The 16467-nt window shown below is 52.3% G+C and carries 15 protein-coding genes and 1 other RNA gene; 6 read left to right on the forward strand and 10 right to left on the reverse strand.

Translation table 11 applies throughout. The annotated features are described in order from the left end of the window. Positions 1-145: 145 nt before the first annotated feature. Positions 146-1261, forward strand: coding sequence for an Mrp/NBP35 family ATP-binding protein (locus WG31_RS12320; protein WP_063354980.1), 1116 nt, complete (start codon positions 146-148; stop codon positions 1259-1261). Positions 1262-1340: 79 nt separating this feature from the next. On the opposite strand, the gene WG31_RS12325 is transcribed toward WG31_RS12320, so the two are convergent. The 3 genes from WG31_RS12325 to thyX all read right to left on the reverse strand — a co-directional run bounded on the left by WG31_RS12325 (position 1341) and on the right by thyX (position 2955). Further along, positions 1341-1622, reverse strand: coding sequence for a hypothetical protein (locus WG31_RS12325; RefSeq protein WP_063354709.1), 282 nt, complete (start codon positions 1620-1622; stop codon positions 1341-1343). A 123-nt stretch (positions 1623-1745) separates the two neighbouring features. After that, complete coding sequence (locus WG31_RS12330) at positions 1746-2024, reverse strand: hypothetical protein (RefSeq protein ID WP_063354710.1); 279 nt, start codon at positions 2022-2024, stop codon at positions 1746-1748. A 22-nt stretch (positions 2025-2046) separates the two neighbouring features. Then, a complete protein-coding gene (thyX, locus tag WG31_RS12335) occupies positions 2047-2955 on the reverse strand; it encodes an FAD-dependent thymidylate synthase (protein WP_035352263.1) in 909 nt (302 codons plus the stop codon). Between the two features lie 120 nt (positions 2956-3075). Here thyX and ssrA point away from each other — a divergent pair. The 4 genes from ssrA to WG31_RS12355 all read left to right on the forward strand — a co-directional run bounded on the left by ssrA (position 3076) and on the right by WG31_RS12355 (position 6259). Then, positions 3076-3401: a transfer-messenger RNA gene (ssrA, locus tag WG31_RS12340) on the forward strand. Positions 3402-3570: 169 nt separating this feature from the next. After that, a complete protein-coding gene (locus tag WG31_RS12345) occupies positions 3571-4107 on the forward strand; it encodes an SspB family protein (protein ID WP_063354711.1) in 537 nt (178 codons plus the stop codon). A gap of 46 nt (positions 4108-4153) precedes the next feature. Next, positions 4154-5806 (forward strand): fumarate hydratase, encoded by a 1653-nt coding sequence (locus WG31_RS12350; RefSeq protein ID WP_006115076.1) that lies wholly within the window; start codon positions 4154-4156, stop codon positions 5804-5806. 60 nt (positions 5807-5866) lie between these two features. Beyond that, entirely contained in the window at positions 5867-6259 is a 393-nt protein-coding gene (locus tag WG31_RS12355) for a VOC family protein (protein WP_006115077.1), read from the forward strand. Between the two features lie 48 nt (positions 6260-6307). Here the strand turns inward: WG31_RS12355 and WG31_RS12360 are convergent, their stop codons facing one another. The 3 genes from WG31_RS12360 to alr form a co-directional block, all read right to left on the reverse strand. Further along, positions 6308-7840 carry a glucoamylase family protein gene (locus tag WG31_RS12360; RefSeq protein ID WP_063354712.1) on the reverse strand — a complete coding sequence of 511 codons (1533 nt, stop codon included), beginning with the start codon at positions 7838-7840 and terminating at the stop codon, positions 6308-6310. A 249-nt stretch (positions 7841-8089) separates the two neighbouring features. Further along, the gene (locus WG31_RS12370; protein WP_063354714.1) at positions 8090-9349 is read right to left on the reverse strand and encodes a D-amino acid dehydrogenase; all 1260 of its coding nucleotides are present in this window, start codon (positions 9347-9349) and stop codon (positions 8090-8092) included. Between the two features lie 30 nt (positions 9350-9379). After that, the gene (gene alr / locus WG31_RS12375; protein ID WP_063354715.1) at positions 9380-10525 is read right to left on the reverse strand and encodes an alanine racemase; all 1146 of its coding nucleotides are present in this window, start codon (positions 10523-10525) and stop codon (positions 9380-9382) included. A gap of 128 nt (positions 10526-10653) precedes the next feature. Here alr and WG31_RS12380 point away from each other — a divergent pair, with 128 nt between their 5' ends. Beyond that, positions 10654-11106 (forward strand): Lrp/AsnC family transcriptional regulator, encoded by a 453-nt coding sequence (locus WG31_RS12380; RefSeq protein ID WP_006115081.1) that lies wholly within the window; start codon positions 10654-10656, stop codon positions 11104-11106. A 4-nt stretch (positions 11107-11110) separates the two neighbouring features. Here WG31_RS12380 and rbfA read toward each other — a convergent pair whose 3' ends face one another. Genes rbfA through nusA form a run of 4 tightly spaced genes read right to left on the reverse strand, consistent with a single transcriptional unit; the run spans position 11111 to position 16446 of the window. After that, entirely contained in the window at positions 11111-11575 is a 465-nt protein-coding gene (gene rbfA, locus WG31_RS12385) for a 30S ribosome-binding factor RbfA (RefSeq protein ID WP_063354716.1), read from the reverse strand. Further along, entirely contained in the window at positions 11572-14241 is a 2670-nt protein-coding gene (gene infB, locus WG31_RS12390) for a translation initiation factor IF-2 (protein WP_006115083.1), read from the reverse strand. The genes rbfA and infB overlap by 4 nt, the downstream gene beginning before the upstream one ends. Further along, the gene (locus WG31_RS12395) at positions 14238-14888 is read right to left on the reverse strand and encodes an RNA-binding protein (protein ID WP_063354717.1); all 651 of its coding nucleotides are present in this window, start codon (positions 14886-14888) and stop codon (positions 14238-14240) included. Before WG31_RS12395 ends, infB begins: the two co-directional genes overlap by 4 nt. Positions 14889-14901: 13 nt before the next feature. Beyond that, positions 14902-16446, reverse strand: coding sequence for a transcription termination factor NusA (nusA, locus tag WG31_RS12400; protein ID WP_003624601.1), 1545 nt, complete (start codon positions 16444-16446; stop codon positions 14902-14904). Positions 16447-16467 lie beyond the last annotated feature (21 nt).

The following is a 16467-nucleotide window of genomic DNA, read 5'->3' on the forward strand; positions in this document are numbered from 1 at the left end:
TCTGTTCTGTGCCAGAAAAAATCTGTCACACGCAGGAAACACTCTAAGCCTGCACACCATCCCGCGCAGCGTTGCCTCTTGACGGCAAGCCATGCTTGCTGTTGCCAACACACCAAACCTCATTACCTTCAACAGGAGCAAAATTGTGGCCCAGCTTCCCTCCATTTCCTCTCAGGACATCGCGCGCGTTCTGGAAAATGTAAAAGACCCACAAACGGGCAAAAACCTGCTGGCTTATGGGCATCTGGAAGGCTGTTCACTCACAGAAGGCAAGCTTTCTGTGGCCTTTGCTGTCGCGCGCGAACACGCCCAAACAATTTCTGCTTTATGTGATGGCGCAGCCCGCCAACTAGAAACACTCCCGGGTGTGCAAAGTGCAAGCATCATTCTCACCGCACATCGTCCCGCCGGGGCAGCAGCTAAACCCAAATCAACATCTGGCGGACATCGCCCTTTAGGGGGCACGGCACCCGCTGATGGCAATGCCCCTATTCTTCCCGGTGTAAAAACCATTATTGCCGTAGCTTCGGGCAAAGGCGGCGTGGGCAAATCCACCACCGCAACCAATCTGGCTGTTGGGCTTGGTTTGGAGGGCCTGAAAGTTGGTCTGCTGGATGCCGATATTCATGGCCCTTCCCTGCACCGCATGTTGGGCGCAAGGGGCAAGCCTGAAGTTGTAGATGGCAAGCTGCAACCCGTTGAAGCATGGGGCATCAAGGCTGTTTCCCTCGGCATGCTGGTAGATGAAAAGGCCGCCATGATCTGGCGAGGCCCCATGGTGATGGGCGCCATCAACCAACTGCTGACAGATGTGACATGGGGAAATCTGGACGTGATGGTGGTGGATCTTCCACCTGGCACTGGGGATGCGCAGCTCTCTCTTACGCAAAAAGTGCCTCTAACTGGGGCTGTTATTGTGTCCACTCCGCAGGATATCGCGCTAATTGATGCGCGCCGTGGGGTGACAATGTTTGAAAAAGTAAATGTGCCCGTATTGGGGCTAATTGAAAATATGTCCTATTTCTGCTGCCCGAACTGTGGACACAACACAGAACTATTCGGCCACGGCGGCGCCAAAAAAGAAGCCGAAGCCATGGGCGTACCTTTCCTTGGGGAAGTCCCTCTACTGGCAGACATTCGCGCCAGCGGAGACAAAGGCGTGCCTGGCATTATTGAAAACCCGGATGGTGAAGGCGCCAAAGCGTGGCGCCACATTGCACATACAGTTGCAGAGATGCTGCGACCACAGATACAAAAGTAAACAATTTTAAAAGCAGAAACAGGCCTTTCCATTAAGTATAAGGGAAAGGCCTGTTTTTTCTATAAACTCAACAAACAGTTTATTTGGATTTCGGCTTATGTGCCGGAGATGTTTTTGAACCCTTTTTGAAAAAAGCCCGGCACTTGGGGCTGAGCTTATCCTGCTTACGTTCCATACATGCTGTAATTTTCTTTTCATTGGGAATAGCCAGAGCACAAAGGCGCACAGCATCCCCTTTACAGGCTTCTGTCTGCTTATCCCGCAATGTGTCTGCATGAGCAGGATATGCCAGCCCGATCATGGCCACACCAGAAAATACCATAGAGATACGCCGCATAAAATGTGTCATTCTATACTCCATTAAATTTCAGAATTTTCCAAGCACTTGTAACATGCCAAGATTAAGGATTTGTACATTTAAAAATACTCACAAACCCAAGCAGGTTGAAAGACATATCCTCACCAGCCCTTCTGCATGACATCCTTACGGGCCAAGCTGAGGGCAGATATTTTTCATTCCACCTTGCGCATGACCACAGAATTGAAAGTGCCAATTATCTTTGGTGGGTGGAGCATTCAAAAACAGAACACCCCACACAACTACAAGCACTACGGCAATAACCACAAAAGGCCATAGTGGCGGCAAATGTCCTGCCTTCAAAGGTTTCCGTAGCGTTGTGCTTTGCTGGCCTTCCTGCACAATCTGCTCAAAGAACGGTGTTCCCCCCTTTGATGCATCTGTATCATCCGGCTTGTTTATCATGATCAGGATAACACTCTAGCAATCAGCCTTTCAAACTGGCCAGCATTTCATCCCATTCACGGCGGCTAAGGCCAGAACCTTTCTGCTCTACTGTTTCTCCAGCCAACATACGGCGCAAAACCTGCATCATTGTTGCCGAGAACGTGACAGCACCACGGCGATATTCTTCAAAGGCGCTGGCTGTTACCGGCACCCATGCATGCAGAATTTTCAGCATGATTTCTGCATAAACCCGGATTTCATACTGCGCATGCGGGTCTATCCGCAGGGCCAGAAAGTGCATGAGGTTATGGAGGTCTATTTTCCAGTACCACTGGGTATAGGTGTTCAGGGTCAGATTAATACGCCCCAGTTCACGCGCCAGACCGTATCCATTTTCCGCATCCAGCATTTTTTCGTAATCACGATACGTACGCATGGCATCATCACGCAGGATATCCAAAACCTCTGCTGCCTGCTCTGGGGCCAGAATCTGCCCTCGGCCCTGCCGGTTTACTTCGCTCTGGGCAGCCATATGCTCTGGCGCAGGCAGGTAAAATTCACTGTCCAGAATGGAATAGCGTGCCGAATATTCATTCACGCTTGCCATGCGATGGCGAATCCACTGCCGCGCCACAAAAATCGGCAGTTTGACGTGAAATTTCATCTCACACATTTCAAACGGTGAGGAATGGCGATGGCGCATCAGATACCGGATCAGCCCCGCATCTTCTGAAACCTTGCGGGTGCCCCGACCGTATGAAACGCGTGCAGCCTGCACAATGGCAGCATCGTCCCCCATATAGTCAATAACACGCAAGAACCCATGATCCAGCACTTCCTGCGGTTCATACAGCATAGCTTCCAGCGCCGGCACGGTAGGCCTGCGCGTGGCAAAGGTTTCCTGCCCGTGAGCTGCTATTTCCGCCCGCTGTTCGTCGGTCAGTGACATGGTCTGGCCCTTACTAAAATCTTTGCAAAACACGGAACTGAGCCAATAGCGACCACCCCGCGAAACGTCGGCATTTTACGTACACAACGCACTATAGGAAAGAGGGAGAAAGGGTTAATTCCGCTTGCAATCCATTACCGGACTTCCTATGTTTGGGGTGTGAGAAGTTCGCTTCTGACTATGGCAATAAACGGGGTATGGAATAGGCGTAGTGGACCCGGGGGCGGTACCCGGCGTCTCCACCAATCATTCAGCCTGTAAAGGTTTGGACAAATGGGGACGAAATAGGCTCGACACGCGCAGTAAAGATATTCTTTTTGCCCGGTATTGTACCACCGTTATCGGGCTATTTCTACAAGTGCCAATGATAACACTGAGGTGCTCGCTGTCGCTGCATAAGCGATAAGCGCGGTTCGGGAGGGCACCGGGCAACAGAAGCCCTCCCACCTCATTTCCCCGTTCAGTTCTGCTTCAAACACCACAGCTTGCATGGCTGGTGTTGCAACAAACATGCCCGGCGTGCTTGCGCTTGCGTGATCTTTCGCGCATCCCTGCGTTATATAGATATCGATCAAAAAGCCGGGGTCTCCCCGGTGGCGGCAAGGAGAAAATGATATGGCTGATGACCACGACCCCACACAGGACGAATCCCTTTTCCCGGCCACCAGCCTGCTGCCTTATGAACGCTGGTTGAACGATGCCTCACGCAGCGTGATGCTGAATGCGCTCGAACATGTGAGCCGTGAAGGGCTTGCAGGAGAGCACCATTTCTATCTGACTTTCCTTACGGATTTTCCCGGCGTGGATATTCCTGCCCGACTTCGCGCCCAGTATCCGCATGAAATGACCATCGTGCTTCAGCACCAGTTCTGGGATCTGAAGGTGGACCAGGCAGCCAAAACTGTTTCTGTCGGCCTTTCCTTTGGGGGTGTTGGCTCCATACTGGTTATTCCCGTGCAGGCCATTACTGGGTTTGCTGATCCTGCCGTAAGGTTCAGCCTGCATTTTGCTGCCATGGAGCCAACGGAGGAACCCACACCGGAAGAACCCACCACTGGCCAGCCCGAACAGGACAGGCCGGAGGAAAGCGACTCGTCCTCACAGGTCGTGAGTCTTGACGCTTTCCGCAAGAAAGGACCATCACCCGCCTGAAGCCCCGGCGCAAACGGGGCCAGGTTGACGGAGAAGACACGAAGAAATGACCAGCCAGCCCCCTCGCCCCCCGGTGCCGGAATTTGCCTATTCTCCCCTATTCCCGCTGGGAGAGGATAAAACCACCTATCGCAAGCTGGATCTTGCGGGTGTGAGCACATCACAGTGCGGTGGCAAAACCGTGCTGCATGTTACCCCCGAATCTCTTACGGAACTGACAGCGCAGGCTTTTCATGAAGTGGCGCATTTTCTGCGGCCAGCACATCTGGCGCAGCTTGCTTCCATTCTGAAAGACCCCGAAGCTTCGGATAATGACCGCTTTGTAGCGCTTGATCTGCTAAAAAATGCCTGCATTGCAGCAGGTGGCGTGCTGCCCATGTGTCAGGACACTGGCACCGCTATTGTGTTCGGCAAAAAGGGCCAGCGCGTCTGGGTGGAAGGGAACGAGGAAGTTGCCTTCTCCAAGGGGGTGTACGAAACCTATACACGCACCAATCTGCGCTATTCCCAGATGGCGCCGCTAACTATGTTTGATGAAAAAAACACCGGCACCAACCTGCCCGTTCAGTGCGATCTTTTTGCCAGCCCCGCTGGTGAGCACGATGAACAGATGGATCTGATGTTTGTGGCCAAGGGGGGTGGCTCTGCTAACAAAACCTTCTTGTTCCAAGAAACACGCGCCCTGCTGGGGTCTGAACAGCAGTTGCTGGATTGGCTGGACACCAAAATCAAGACGCTTGGCACATCTGCTTGCCCGCCGTACCATCTGGCCATTGTTATTGGCGGTATGTCTGCTGAACAGACACTCAAAACAGTTAAGCTGGCTTCCACCCACTGGTACGATTCCCTTCCAACCAAAGGGGATATGACCGGCCACGCCTTCCGTGATGTTGAGATGGAACAGAAGGTGCTGGAACTTACCCGCAAGTTGGGCATTGGCGCACAGTTTGGTGGTAAATATTTCTGCCACGATGTGCGCGTTATCCGCCTGCCCCGGCACGGTGCATCCTTGCCTGTTGGCATTGGCGTTTCCTGTTCGGCAGATCGGCAAATCAAGGCACGCGTTACAGCCGAAGGTTTCTTTCTGGAACAGTTGGAGCATGACCCTGCCCGCTTCCTGCCTGAAACCACAGATGAACATCTGGAAGGCGAAGCCATCAAAATCGACCTGAACCGGCCGATGGATGAAATCCGTAAGGAGCTTTCCAAATATCCCGTCAAAACCCGTTTGGCTCTTACAGGTACCGTGGTGGTTGCGCGTGACATTGCCCATGCCAAATTCCGCGAACGCCTGCAAAAAGGCGAAGGCCTGCCGCAGTATCTAAAAGATCATCCCGTTTATTACGCAGGACCGGCCAAAACGCCGGCTGGCATGCCTACAGGCTCCTTTGGCCCCACAACGGCTGGCCGTATGGATTCTTACGTAGCAGAACTTCAGGCCAATGGCGGTTCCTACGTCATGCTGGCTAAAGGCAACCGCTCCAAGGCCGTAAAGGATGCCTGCCAGAAATATGGTGGCTTCTATCTGGGGTCTGTCGGCGGCCCTGCCGCACGCTTGGCTAAAGACTGCATCCGCAAAGTAGAAGTGCTGGAATACCCCGAACTGGGCATGGAAGCTGTCTGGAAAATTGAAGTAGAAGATTTTCCTGCGTTTATTGTTATTGATGATAAGGGCAACGACTTCTACGCTGAGTTGTAAGACAGCAGCCTTGGCCCCTTTGCTGCAAAGGGGCCAACAGCAAGGGAGCGATGCGGTTTCATGCGTTTTACAGTAGATCGGTTAGACCATGTGGTGCTGACCGTAAGGGATGTAGAAATTTCCGCCTCATGGTTCCAGCGCGTGCTGGGGATGGATCGGGAAGAATATGGCCGTAACAATCGCACGGCGTTGCGTTTTGGAGGGCAAAAACTTAATCTGCGCCCTTACAACGCCGAAGGGTGGGAAACTGCCACCCACGCCCTGCCCGGTGGAAACGATTTATGTTTTGTAACTGCCATTACCAGTGAAGATGTTTGCGAACACCTAAAAACCTGCGGTGTGACCATTGTAGAAGGCCCCGTGGCGCGTCTGGGTGCATTAGGCCCTATTACATCCGTTTACTGCCATGATCCGGATGAAAATCTTATCGAAATTGCATCTTATCAAGGTTAAAAAATGGCTTCCCTCTTAAGTTTTATAAAAGAGGGAAGCCTGTCATTTTCAGCCTTTACGGCGCACGATTGATGAAGGTTGTTGCGCAACCTGTTGCAGCCACCCACCATGAAAACCAGCTTGAAGCAGGCCGCGGCGAATAACGGTGCTTTGCCGCATTGTCTCCCACACAAAGCCACTCCGCCAGTTTTCCACCATCAGCAAAATAGGCCCTTGGTCGATACCCAGGTAAGTATTATCCGCCCAGTAATCCTGCTTTGCATCATGAAAACTGGGATTGAACGAATCTGCAAAACCATATTTGCCATAAATATGGTTTCCGTATTTGCTTTTCATGGTGCGTAGCGCTGGAATAGCAATTTCTGGCGCAAAGGCAACAGAACCACCGGCTGCCGTTGGGGCAATGGTGCCATCATCCTGCGTATAATCACGCCCAACACCGCGTGCACTGTAAGACAGAAAATGGCGTGTCTGCCCGTTTTCTGTTTTGGTCACATCGCCGGGGCCATCACTGGCTGTCAGCCCCCATGTATTGGCATCGTATCCCTGCCATTGACCGGGGTTAGACACAGCATAATTACGTTGTGCATACACAGCGCGCCGGCTGTTTTCAAAATAATCAATGCCCTTGCTGCTAATCCAATTATCCTGAATGCCACGGAAATCTATCCACGCGTGGGAATACTGATGCCCAAACAACGGCGCAAAATTCAGGAATGTCTGCCCGTACTCCTCGCCCCATCGCTTATCATTTGTTGCCAACCAAGCCTGCCAAGAAGCAGGCTGCAAGCCATGTTCTGGAGCGCCCAAAGCAAGAATATACAGCATCATCCCTTCGCTATAGCCTTCCCAATAATTGGGGAGGAAACCATGCTCGGGTGACCACCCCATGCTCAACCGATGGTCCGGACGTTCCATCCACTGCCAGTCCACCCGATTAAAAAGTTGGTCTGAAAGCTGGCGAATTTCTTTTTCCTGCGTTGTATCCTGCGTATAAAAATTACGACAGAACAGAACACCCTGCATTAATAATGCGGTATCAATACTGGAAAGTTCAATATCCGGATTCAGACGCAAGCCTGTGCGGTTATCCAGAAAATGATAGAAAAACCCGTGATAACCAGAAGCTTTGCCCGCACTCTCATTTTGCGGTAGTTTCCACATATAGCGCAGCGTTGTAAGAGTACGTTCTACAGCCTGCTGCCGCGAAATATAATGGCGCTTAACACCAATACCATAAGCAGTCAGGCCAAAGCCTACGGAAGCAACACTATCCTGCTTTTGATCTGATGGATAGCGATCTGGAATAAGCCCCGTAGCTGGATCTGCTGAATCCCAAAACCACTGGAATGTACGGTGTTCCAGATCCGATACCATAGCCACATCAGCCGGTGTGGGAACATAAGCCTGTGGTGCCTGCCCAGAAGGTGCAAGCGCATAGGCCTGCCCACTAATACTGGCAACACCAAGAAAGAGGCTTCCGGCAAGGAGCAAAGCCCCTGTTTTTAGAAAAGATTTTCTTTTTTCAGAAAGATCCGGCTTTTTACTTTTCCATACATCAGGCACGCACTTTGTTTTCATAACCGCCAAAAATCCGATTGTTACCCCAAACCGCCCCGACCATTACGTTACAAAACCGCACTGCCACGGCTTGTATGCAAGACGCATGAAAACATTCCAGCAACTGTGCAAAGTTCCCACAAACGTGAGCATGAAACACAGAGCATGCAAAAACAATGCTTTTCAGGATAGATTTTTTGCGGTGCGCACAAGCGGAAAACGCATAAAACACTTTCCGCCCGCACCTGAAAACAAATTCTGGTAATGAAATTATGACTGACGATAACGGAAGATATTCAAATCAGCCGTATCAATATCTGGCTTTTTGTTGGACATAAGATCCGCCAAAACTTTGCCAGATCCACATGCCATAGTCCACCCTAACGTACCGTGCCCAGTGTTCAGGAACAGATTATCCAAGCCTGTGCGCCCGATAACTGGGGTGCCATCTGGAGTCATTGGGCGCAGCCCTGTCCAGAAAAGCGCCTGCTCTACATCGCAACATCCAGGAAACAAATCTGTTACGGAATGTTCCAGCGTTTCACGCCGTGGCTTACGTAAACGGCGGCTAAAACCAGCCAATTCCGCGGTGCCCCCAATACGCACTCTGTCTCCCAGCCGAGTAATACCAATTTTGAATGTTTCATCCATAATAGTAGAAACCGGCGCAGCATCTGCATTTTGAATAGATGCTGTTAAAGAATAACCTTTTACAGGATATACTGGAAGATCAATCCCCAAAGGCCGTAGAAGGGCGGGAGAAAAACTGCCTAATGATAGCACATAGGAATCTGCGGTTAATACGCCGTGAGACGTTTCTACACCCGTAACACGCCCACTTTCTGAGCGAATGCGGCGCACAACCGTATCGTACAGAAACTTCACGCCTGCTTCCTGCGCCATGCTGGCCAAACGCTGCGTGAACTTAAAGGCATCTCCGGTTTCATCACCCGGCAAACGCAAACCACCTACAATCTTCTGGCGAGATACGGCTAAACCTGGTTCGGCAGCTACGCAGCCATCTACATCCAAAAGTTCGTAGGGCACATTGTATTGTTTAAGAACAGCAATATCCTTGGCTGTTGCATCAAGCTGTTTCTGGGTTCTAAAAACCTGTAGCGTGCCCTGCTGACGGTCATCATACGTAATGCCTGTGCTGGATCGTAAATCCTGCATCACATCACGGCTATATTCTGCCAACCGAACCATACGGCCCTTATTGCGATCATACGCAGCAGCCGTACAGTTTTCCAACATCTGCAAAAGCCATTTCCACAAATGCGGGTCTGGCATTGGCCAAAACACAAATGGCCGATACTTCATCATCAACCAGCTAATGGATTTTAGCGGCACACCCGGTCCCGCCCATGGCGCAGAATAACCGGGGGAGACCTGCCCCGCATTAGCAAAACTGGTTTCCATACCAGCTTCCGGCTGGCGATCCACCACTGTAACCTCATGCCCTGCCTTGGCCAAATACCAGGCAGATGTAACCCCTACAACACCACTTCCCAGAACCAGAATTTTCATTTCTGCTTATCTTTCTGTTGGGTAAACTGTTCAGGCAGCCGTTGTGTAAACACGGTGATAACGCCGCCCCAGAGATGTCAGTACTTCGTAACCAATTGTGCCTTCTGCTTTGGCTACAGCATCCACGCCGTAAGACGCGTTTAAAAGTTCCACCATGCTATCTTCCCCCAGCAACCCTTCGGGCACTTCAGAAAGATCAACAGTCATGGAATCCATAGAAATGCGGCCCAGAATTGGCAGCCGATACCCTTTATACCAAGCACAGCCAGCCGCAGCCCCTGCACGGGCAAAGCCATCTGCGTAACCTGTTGCAATGGTGGCAACACGGCACGGATCATGAGCCTGCCATGTCAGCCCGTAACCTACCCGATCCCCTTTGGATAAATGGCGAATTTGCAGAATATGGGCTTGCAAGCCAACCACTGGCTTAAGTGGGTTCTCACCCTCATTTTGTGGTGCCACGCCATATAAAGCCGCACCAGGGCGCACGAGATCAAACTGAAACTGCGACCCCAGAAAAATGCCAGATGAGGCAGAAAGGCTTAAAGTTGCTTTGGGCAGCATACGTGCATATGCCTCAAACCGTTCACGCTGCATGGTATTTGCTGGGTTTTTTGGAGTATCTGCGCAAGCAAGATGGCTCATTACCAAGCTGACGGATAAGCCTTCCAGCAGTTCTGGAGATACTGCCAGTTTATGGATATCAGCTTCTGAAAGGCCAAAACGAGACATGCCCGTATCAAGCTGAATGGCCACATCCAGCGGCTTATCTATTTTGGCTGCCAGCTCTCGCAAAACAGCAACCTGTTCTAAACTATTCAGAACAGGCCGCAAATTATTGCGCACACAAACTTCAGCTGCATCTGGCCGAGGGCCGTGCAACACCGTTACCGACGTTGTGGAAGATAGATAGGGCCTAAGAGCAAGCCCTTCATCTACGTGTGCAACAAAAAAATGTTCTGCACCCGCTTTTTCCAAAACAGGAGCCACCTGCGCAACACCCAGCCCATAGGCATCTGCTTTAACCACTGCGGCGCAAACTGTTTTGCCCAATCGGCCTTTAAGGTAACGGTAATTTTCAGCAATGGCGGGTAGATTAACCGTAAGAACTGCCCCTGCGCGAGATGCTGGCCACAGTGTTCTAGCTGAGGACGAAACAGTATTCACAACCGCCACCCTTATTTGTTTCGATTCCAGAATTTTAACAGGTATTTTATAAGATATCCTGTCTGTGTGTTGCAGAATATATTATTTTTCCTATATTTTAGAATAAAATTTCAATATCAGCCCACAAAAGGCAGATTATGCCAGACCGTGTAACAGAAGCTATTTTACGGCACCTTGAACATAACGGCCGCCTAAGCAATGCTGAACTGGCTGAAAAAGTGGGCCTTTCGCCTTCTGCTTGCCTGCGCCGCGTGCGCATGCTTGAACAACAGGGCACCATACAAGGCTACCGCGCCCTTATTACCCGGCAAAAAAGCCCGGCAGTTGCCACGATTATTGTGCAGATCACGCTGGAGAAGCAGACAGAAGAATGCCTTCGGCGTTTTGAAAGCCGCATCAAGGAATGTGCCGATGTTAAGGAGTGTTACCTGATGACAGGTGATGCCGACTATCTACTGCGCGTAGAAGCCCGAGACATGCAGGATTACGAACGTATCCACAAAGAGGAATTATCCCGCATGCCGGGTGTTGTGCGTATTCAAAGCAATTTTGCCATTCGCCCCGTTGTGCAGCAGGGCAAATGTAACTGAACGATTAGTCTTCCGATTCTTCATCTTCCGAGGAAGCACCCAAATCACGCTGTACTTCAGGTGAGCGCAGCAGTGTATCCATATGCATGGCCGTATCCAGCGCTGTATCTGGCTGGAAATGAAGCTCCGGCACAGTACGCGCACGTATTTTATGCGCAAGCTGTGTTCTTAACCACGGAGCCACCCGCTTTAACGCAGGTAGAAGCTCAGCAACATCACTACGTCCCAAACGGGTAATAAAGACCGTTGCGTGACGAAAATCTGGAGAAAGCCGCACCTCTGTTACCGTAAGGGCAACATCTACCAGATCCGGATCACGAAACGTGGTGCGTGCAAAAACTTCAGCCAGCACACGCCGCACTTCTTCCCCTACCCGCAACTGACGCTGCGATGGGCCAGATGGAGCAAGACCGGCGAGATACCCCGCCGGCCCTGCTACTTTACTGCCTGATCCGTTCTTACGGCTCATGCTGGAACCAGCTCACTTTCAAAGCATTCCACCACGTCGCCTTCGCGCAGATCATTGTAGCCTGCAAAGGAAAGGCCACATTCGTAACCTTTGCTGACTTCCTTCACATCGTCCTTGAAGCGCTTGAGCTGGCTCAAATCACCTTCATGAACCACTACGCCGTCACGCAGCAGACGCACGCCACAGCCACGTTTGACAACGCCTTCTGTAACGTAACAACCAGCCACCTTGCCCACCTTGCTGATTTCGAACACACGGCGGATTTCGGCATAGCCAAGGAACTTTTCGCGATGCTTAGGTGCCTGCTTACCGCGCACAAGCTGTTCCACATCATCAGCAACCTGATAGATGATGGAATAGTAGCGGATATCCACACCTTCGCGCTGCGCCAGTTGGCGCGCCTGTGCTGTGGCACGCACATTGAATGCAATAATCACTGCATCCGATGCCTTACCAAGCTGCACATCGCTTTCCGTGATCTGACCAACAGAAGCATTAAGAACGCGAACGCCCACTTCTTCATTTGCCAGCTTGAGCACTGTTGTCTGAATAGCTTCCGCAGAACCTTGAACGTCTGCCTTGATCAGAACAGAAACTTCTTTCTGATCACCCGCCTGAATACGGGCTAGCATCTGATCCAACGTGCCACGTGCAGCAACCTGACCAGCCACCTGATGTTCTTTCAGCTTACGCTGACGGAACTCGGAAATCTCACGTGCGCGGTTTTCGTTTTCAACCACCACGAACGGAGCACCGGCAGATGGCACACCAGAAAGACCCAGCACTTCAACCGGCATGGAAGGCCCTGCATCCGTAACCTGGCGGCCACGATCATCCAGCAGAGCACGCACCCGGCCCCATTCGGTGCCCGCAACCACGATATCGCCTTTATGCAGCGTACCTTTTTGCACCAGCACAGAAGCAACAGAGCCGCGGCCACGATCCAGACGGCTTTCAATAACGGCACCTTCAGCAGCCCGATCTGGGTTGGCCTTCAGCTCCAGAATTTCTGCCTGCAGAAGAATGGCTTCTTCCAGCTTGTCCAGACCAGTGCGTTTAAGAGCGGAAACTTCGATATCCTGAACGTCACCGCCCATGGATTCCACCACAATTTCGTGGCTCAGAAGTTCCTGACGCACCCGGTCAGGTTTAGCGCCCGGCTTGTCGATCTTGTTGATAGCAACAATCATCGGCACGTTTGCAGCCTTAGCATGCTTAATGGCTTCAACCGTCTGAGGCATAACACCATCATCAGCCGCCACAACCAGCACCACCACGTCCGTAATGGATGCACCACGAGCACGCATAGCCGTAAAGGCTTCATGGCCCGGGGTATCCAAGAATGTGATCTTGGAGCCGGAAGGCAGAGTAACCTGATAAGCCCCAATATGCTGGGTAATACCGCCTGCTTCTCCACCCGCAACGTCTGTTGTGCGCAGAGCATCCAGCAGAGATGTCTTACCGTGGTCAACGTGACCCATGATTGTAACAACTGGCGGACGCGGACGCAGAGCTTCTGGTGCGTCTTCCACACCTTCAATGCCCAGTTCAACGTCTGCCTCAGAAACACGGCGCACGCGATGGCCGAATTCTTCAACAATCAGTTCAGCTGTATCTGCATCAATCGTCTGGGTAACTGTTGCCATCACGCCCATTTTCATCAGCGCTTTGATAACTTCACCCTGACGGGCAGCCATACGGTTTGCCAGTTCCTGCACGGTAATGTTTTCCGGCAGAACCACATCACGCACAACCTTCACCTGATCGGAACGCAAACGTTCCAGTTCAGCCTGACGGCGTTCACGCTCGCGCTGACGACGAACAGATGCGAGTGACCGCGTCTTATCATCATCACCTTCAATCGCGGCCTGCACGTCAATACGGCCTGCACGACGGCCACCACCGACATCGGACTTACGCCCACCACCACTTTTACGATGGTTACCAGGGGGCGCCTTGCGAGATGCACCACGGCGCGGCGCATCGTCACTTTCCATGTCACGACCGCTACGCAGACGCAGTGTTTGCGCAGCCGCTGGTTCTTTTTCCTTAGCTTCAGCAGGCTGAGAGCGTGAGGGAACAGGCTTCAGCGGCTTGGCTGGCATAATTGCACGTTCAGCCAACGGACGCAGGCGCCCAACCGGCGGAGCCAGTGTGACTTCACCCGGAATGGGCACAGCCGAAACAACTGGCTCTTTCACGGCGATAGGCTGAATGGAATCAATGCGTGATTTACGCTCTTCCTCTTCAGCAGCAGCCTTTGCTGCTTCGGCTTCTTCAGCCGCGCGCTTATCTTCCTCTTCCTTACGGCGCGCTTCTTCAGCAGCCGAAAGAATACGGATTTTTTCAGCTTCGCGCTGCTCGGCTTCACGCCGGGCGGCTTCTTCCGCTGCTTTTTTCTGTTCCGCCAGCACACGCTGACGCATGGCCAGTTCAGCGGCTGTTAGCGTACGACCGCCACCGCGCGCTCCACCGGCACGTCCGCCAGAACCACCCGGGCCGGCACCACGTTTTTTGCGCACTTCAACCTGCACAACCTTGGAACGGCCATGACTGAAACTCTGCCGCACGGACCCGGCATCAACCGTCCGTCCGACCTCCGAACGCCCTGCCGGCCGAAGGGACAAACGCCCCTTACCCTGATCCTGATCCTTGCCTTCGCTCATTGACCCGCCTGTTCACACCCATGCGCCGGAAAGGTCCGGGGCATGCGAGGGCCGCCTTCAGCAACCCCCGTAAAACGCTTATTCTCACAACGTAAGCGCTGTGCCAGCCCTCCGGCTGAAAGCGCCACGTTCACCACTCGTTCCCGCCCAAAAATCTTTGCCAGATCTTCAGATGACAACGCCTCAACGACAGGAATATCGCGTTGGCCAGAAACCAGCCTCTCCCGCTCTTCCCTGCTTCCATCCAGTGCATGAACAACAATGGCAGCTTTACGCTGCACCAGCCATTCCCGCACCTTCATAAATCCACTTGTAGCCTGACCAGCTCTGCGAGCCAGCCCTACAAGTTCACTCATCCGCCGGAGCAGTCCTGTTTCTACACGGGCTACTATATCTTCCGGCACCTTAACCTGTTGGCGTGCGGCGCGTGAAAAAATGCCCCGAACACGCGCCTGTTCTATCACATCCCGGCGGGGGCTCAACCATATTCCCCGCCCCGGCAGACGTGCATCTAGATCAGGCACCACTTCACCAGATGGTGAAATCACAAACCGGATCATTAAAGAAGGTTCGCCTTCTTCACGCGTTACCGCGCACCTCCGAAGGCTGCCTTTCTCTTCTGTTTCTGGCAAGAAATCACCACCCACTTTATATCAGGCCTCAGGCGTTGGCCTCACCTTCCTTGGTATCGGAAGGCTGCTGATTTTCATCCTCAAACCAATGAGCACGTGCTGCCATGATGATTTCATTGGCGGCATCTTCCTCAATGGCATCGGTGCCCAAGATCTCAACCAGTTCATCACCAGCCAGATCTGCAAGGTCGTCTAAGGTTTTTACACCCTTTTCACCCAATGTCACAAGCATCTGGTTTGTAAACACGCCCATATCGGCAATATCGTCCACAACACCTAGCTCTTTCCGCCGATCATCCAGCTTTTGTTCCTGCTGAACGAGGTAAGATTCAGCACGCTGAACCAGCTCCTGAACGACCGACTCGTCAAATCCTTCAATGCCAATCAGCTCATCTGGATCTGCAAAAGCCAGTTCTTCGATGGAATGGAAGCCTTCCGTGACCAGCAGACCTGCAATTACGTCATCCACATCCAGCGCTTCAACAAACAGCGCTGTCCGACGGCGGAACTCTTCCTGACGGCGTTCGGATTCTTCCGCTTCTGTCAGAATATCAATATCCCAACGCGTCAACTGGCTGGCCAGACGGACATTCTGCCCACGACGGCCAATAGCCAAAGAAAGCTGCTCATCCGGCACAACTACTTCTACGCGACCGGCTTCTTCATCCATCACCACCTTGCTGACTTCAGCAGGCGCCAGCGCATTCACTACAAAAGTAGCGGCCTGCGGGCTCCACGGGATGATATCAATCTTTTCGCCCTGCAATTCGGCCACAACGGCCTGCACACGGGAACCGCGCATACCAACGCAAGCCCCAACAGGATCGATAGACGCATCACGAGAAATCACGGCCATTTTGGCGCGAGAACCAGGATCACGCGCAACGGCTTTAATTTCAATAATGCCATCATAAATTTCTGGCACTTCCTGCGCAAACAGCTTGGCCAAAAAGGCCGGATGCGTGCGGGAAAGGAAAATCTGCGGTCCACGCGGCTCATCACGCACATCGTAGATATAGGCGCGCACGCGATCCGAGTTACGGAACGTTTCACGCGGGATCAACTCATCACGTCGCAGCAGCGCTTCTGCCGAACCAATTTCAACCAGCAGATTGCCGTATTCGGTCCGCTTAACGGTGCCGTTTACAATTTCACCTACGCGATCCTTGAATTCGTTATACTGGCGCTTGCGTTCATATTCACGCACGCGCTGCACAATCACCTGCTTGGCGGTTTGCGCGGCAATACGCCCAAAATCAATCGGGGGCAGTGGATCGATCAGGTATTCGCCTGCCTGAATTTCTGGGCGAAACTTACGGGCAATGGAGAGCGCAATCTGCGTATCTTCATTTTCCACTTCATCCACCACTTCCGTCCAACGGGACAAGCGCACATCACCTGTCTTGCGGTCGATGGTGGCACGAATGTCCTTTTCGTGCCCATATTTGGCGCGTCCGGCTTTCTGGATCGCCTGTTCCATGGCTTCCAGCACTTCTTCACGCTCAATACCTTTCTCGCGCGAGACAGCGTCTGCAACCAGCAAAAGTTCAGGACGGGAAACAGAGGTATCCATACTCTCAGCTCTCCAAAACAG

The sequence above is a fragment of the Acetobacter oryzifermentans genome, from assembly GCF_001628715.1.
GTDB lineage: Bacteria > Pseudomonadota > Alphaproteobacteria > Acetobacterales > Acetobacteraceae > Acetobacter > Acetobacter oryzifermentans.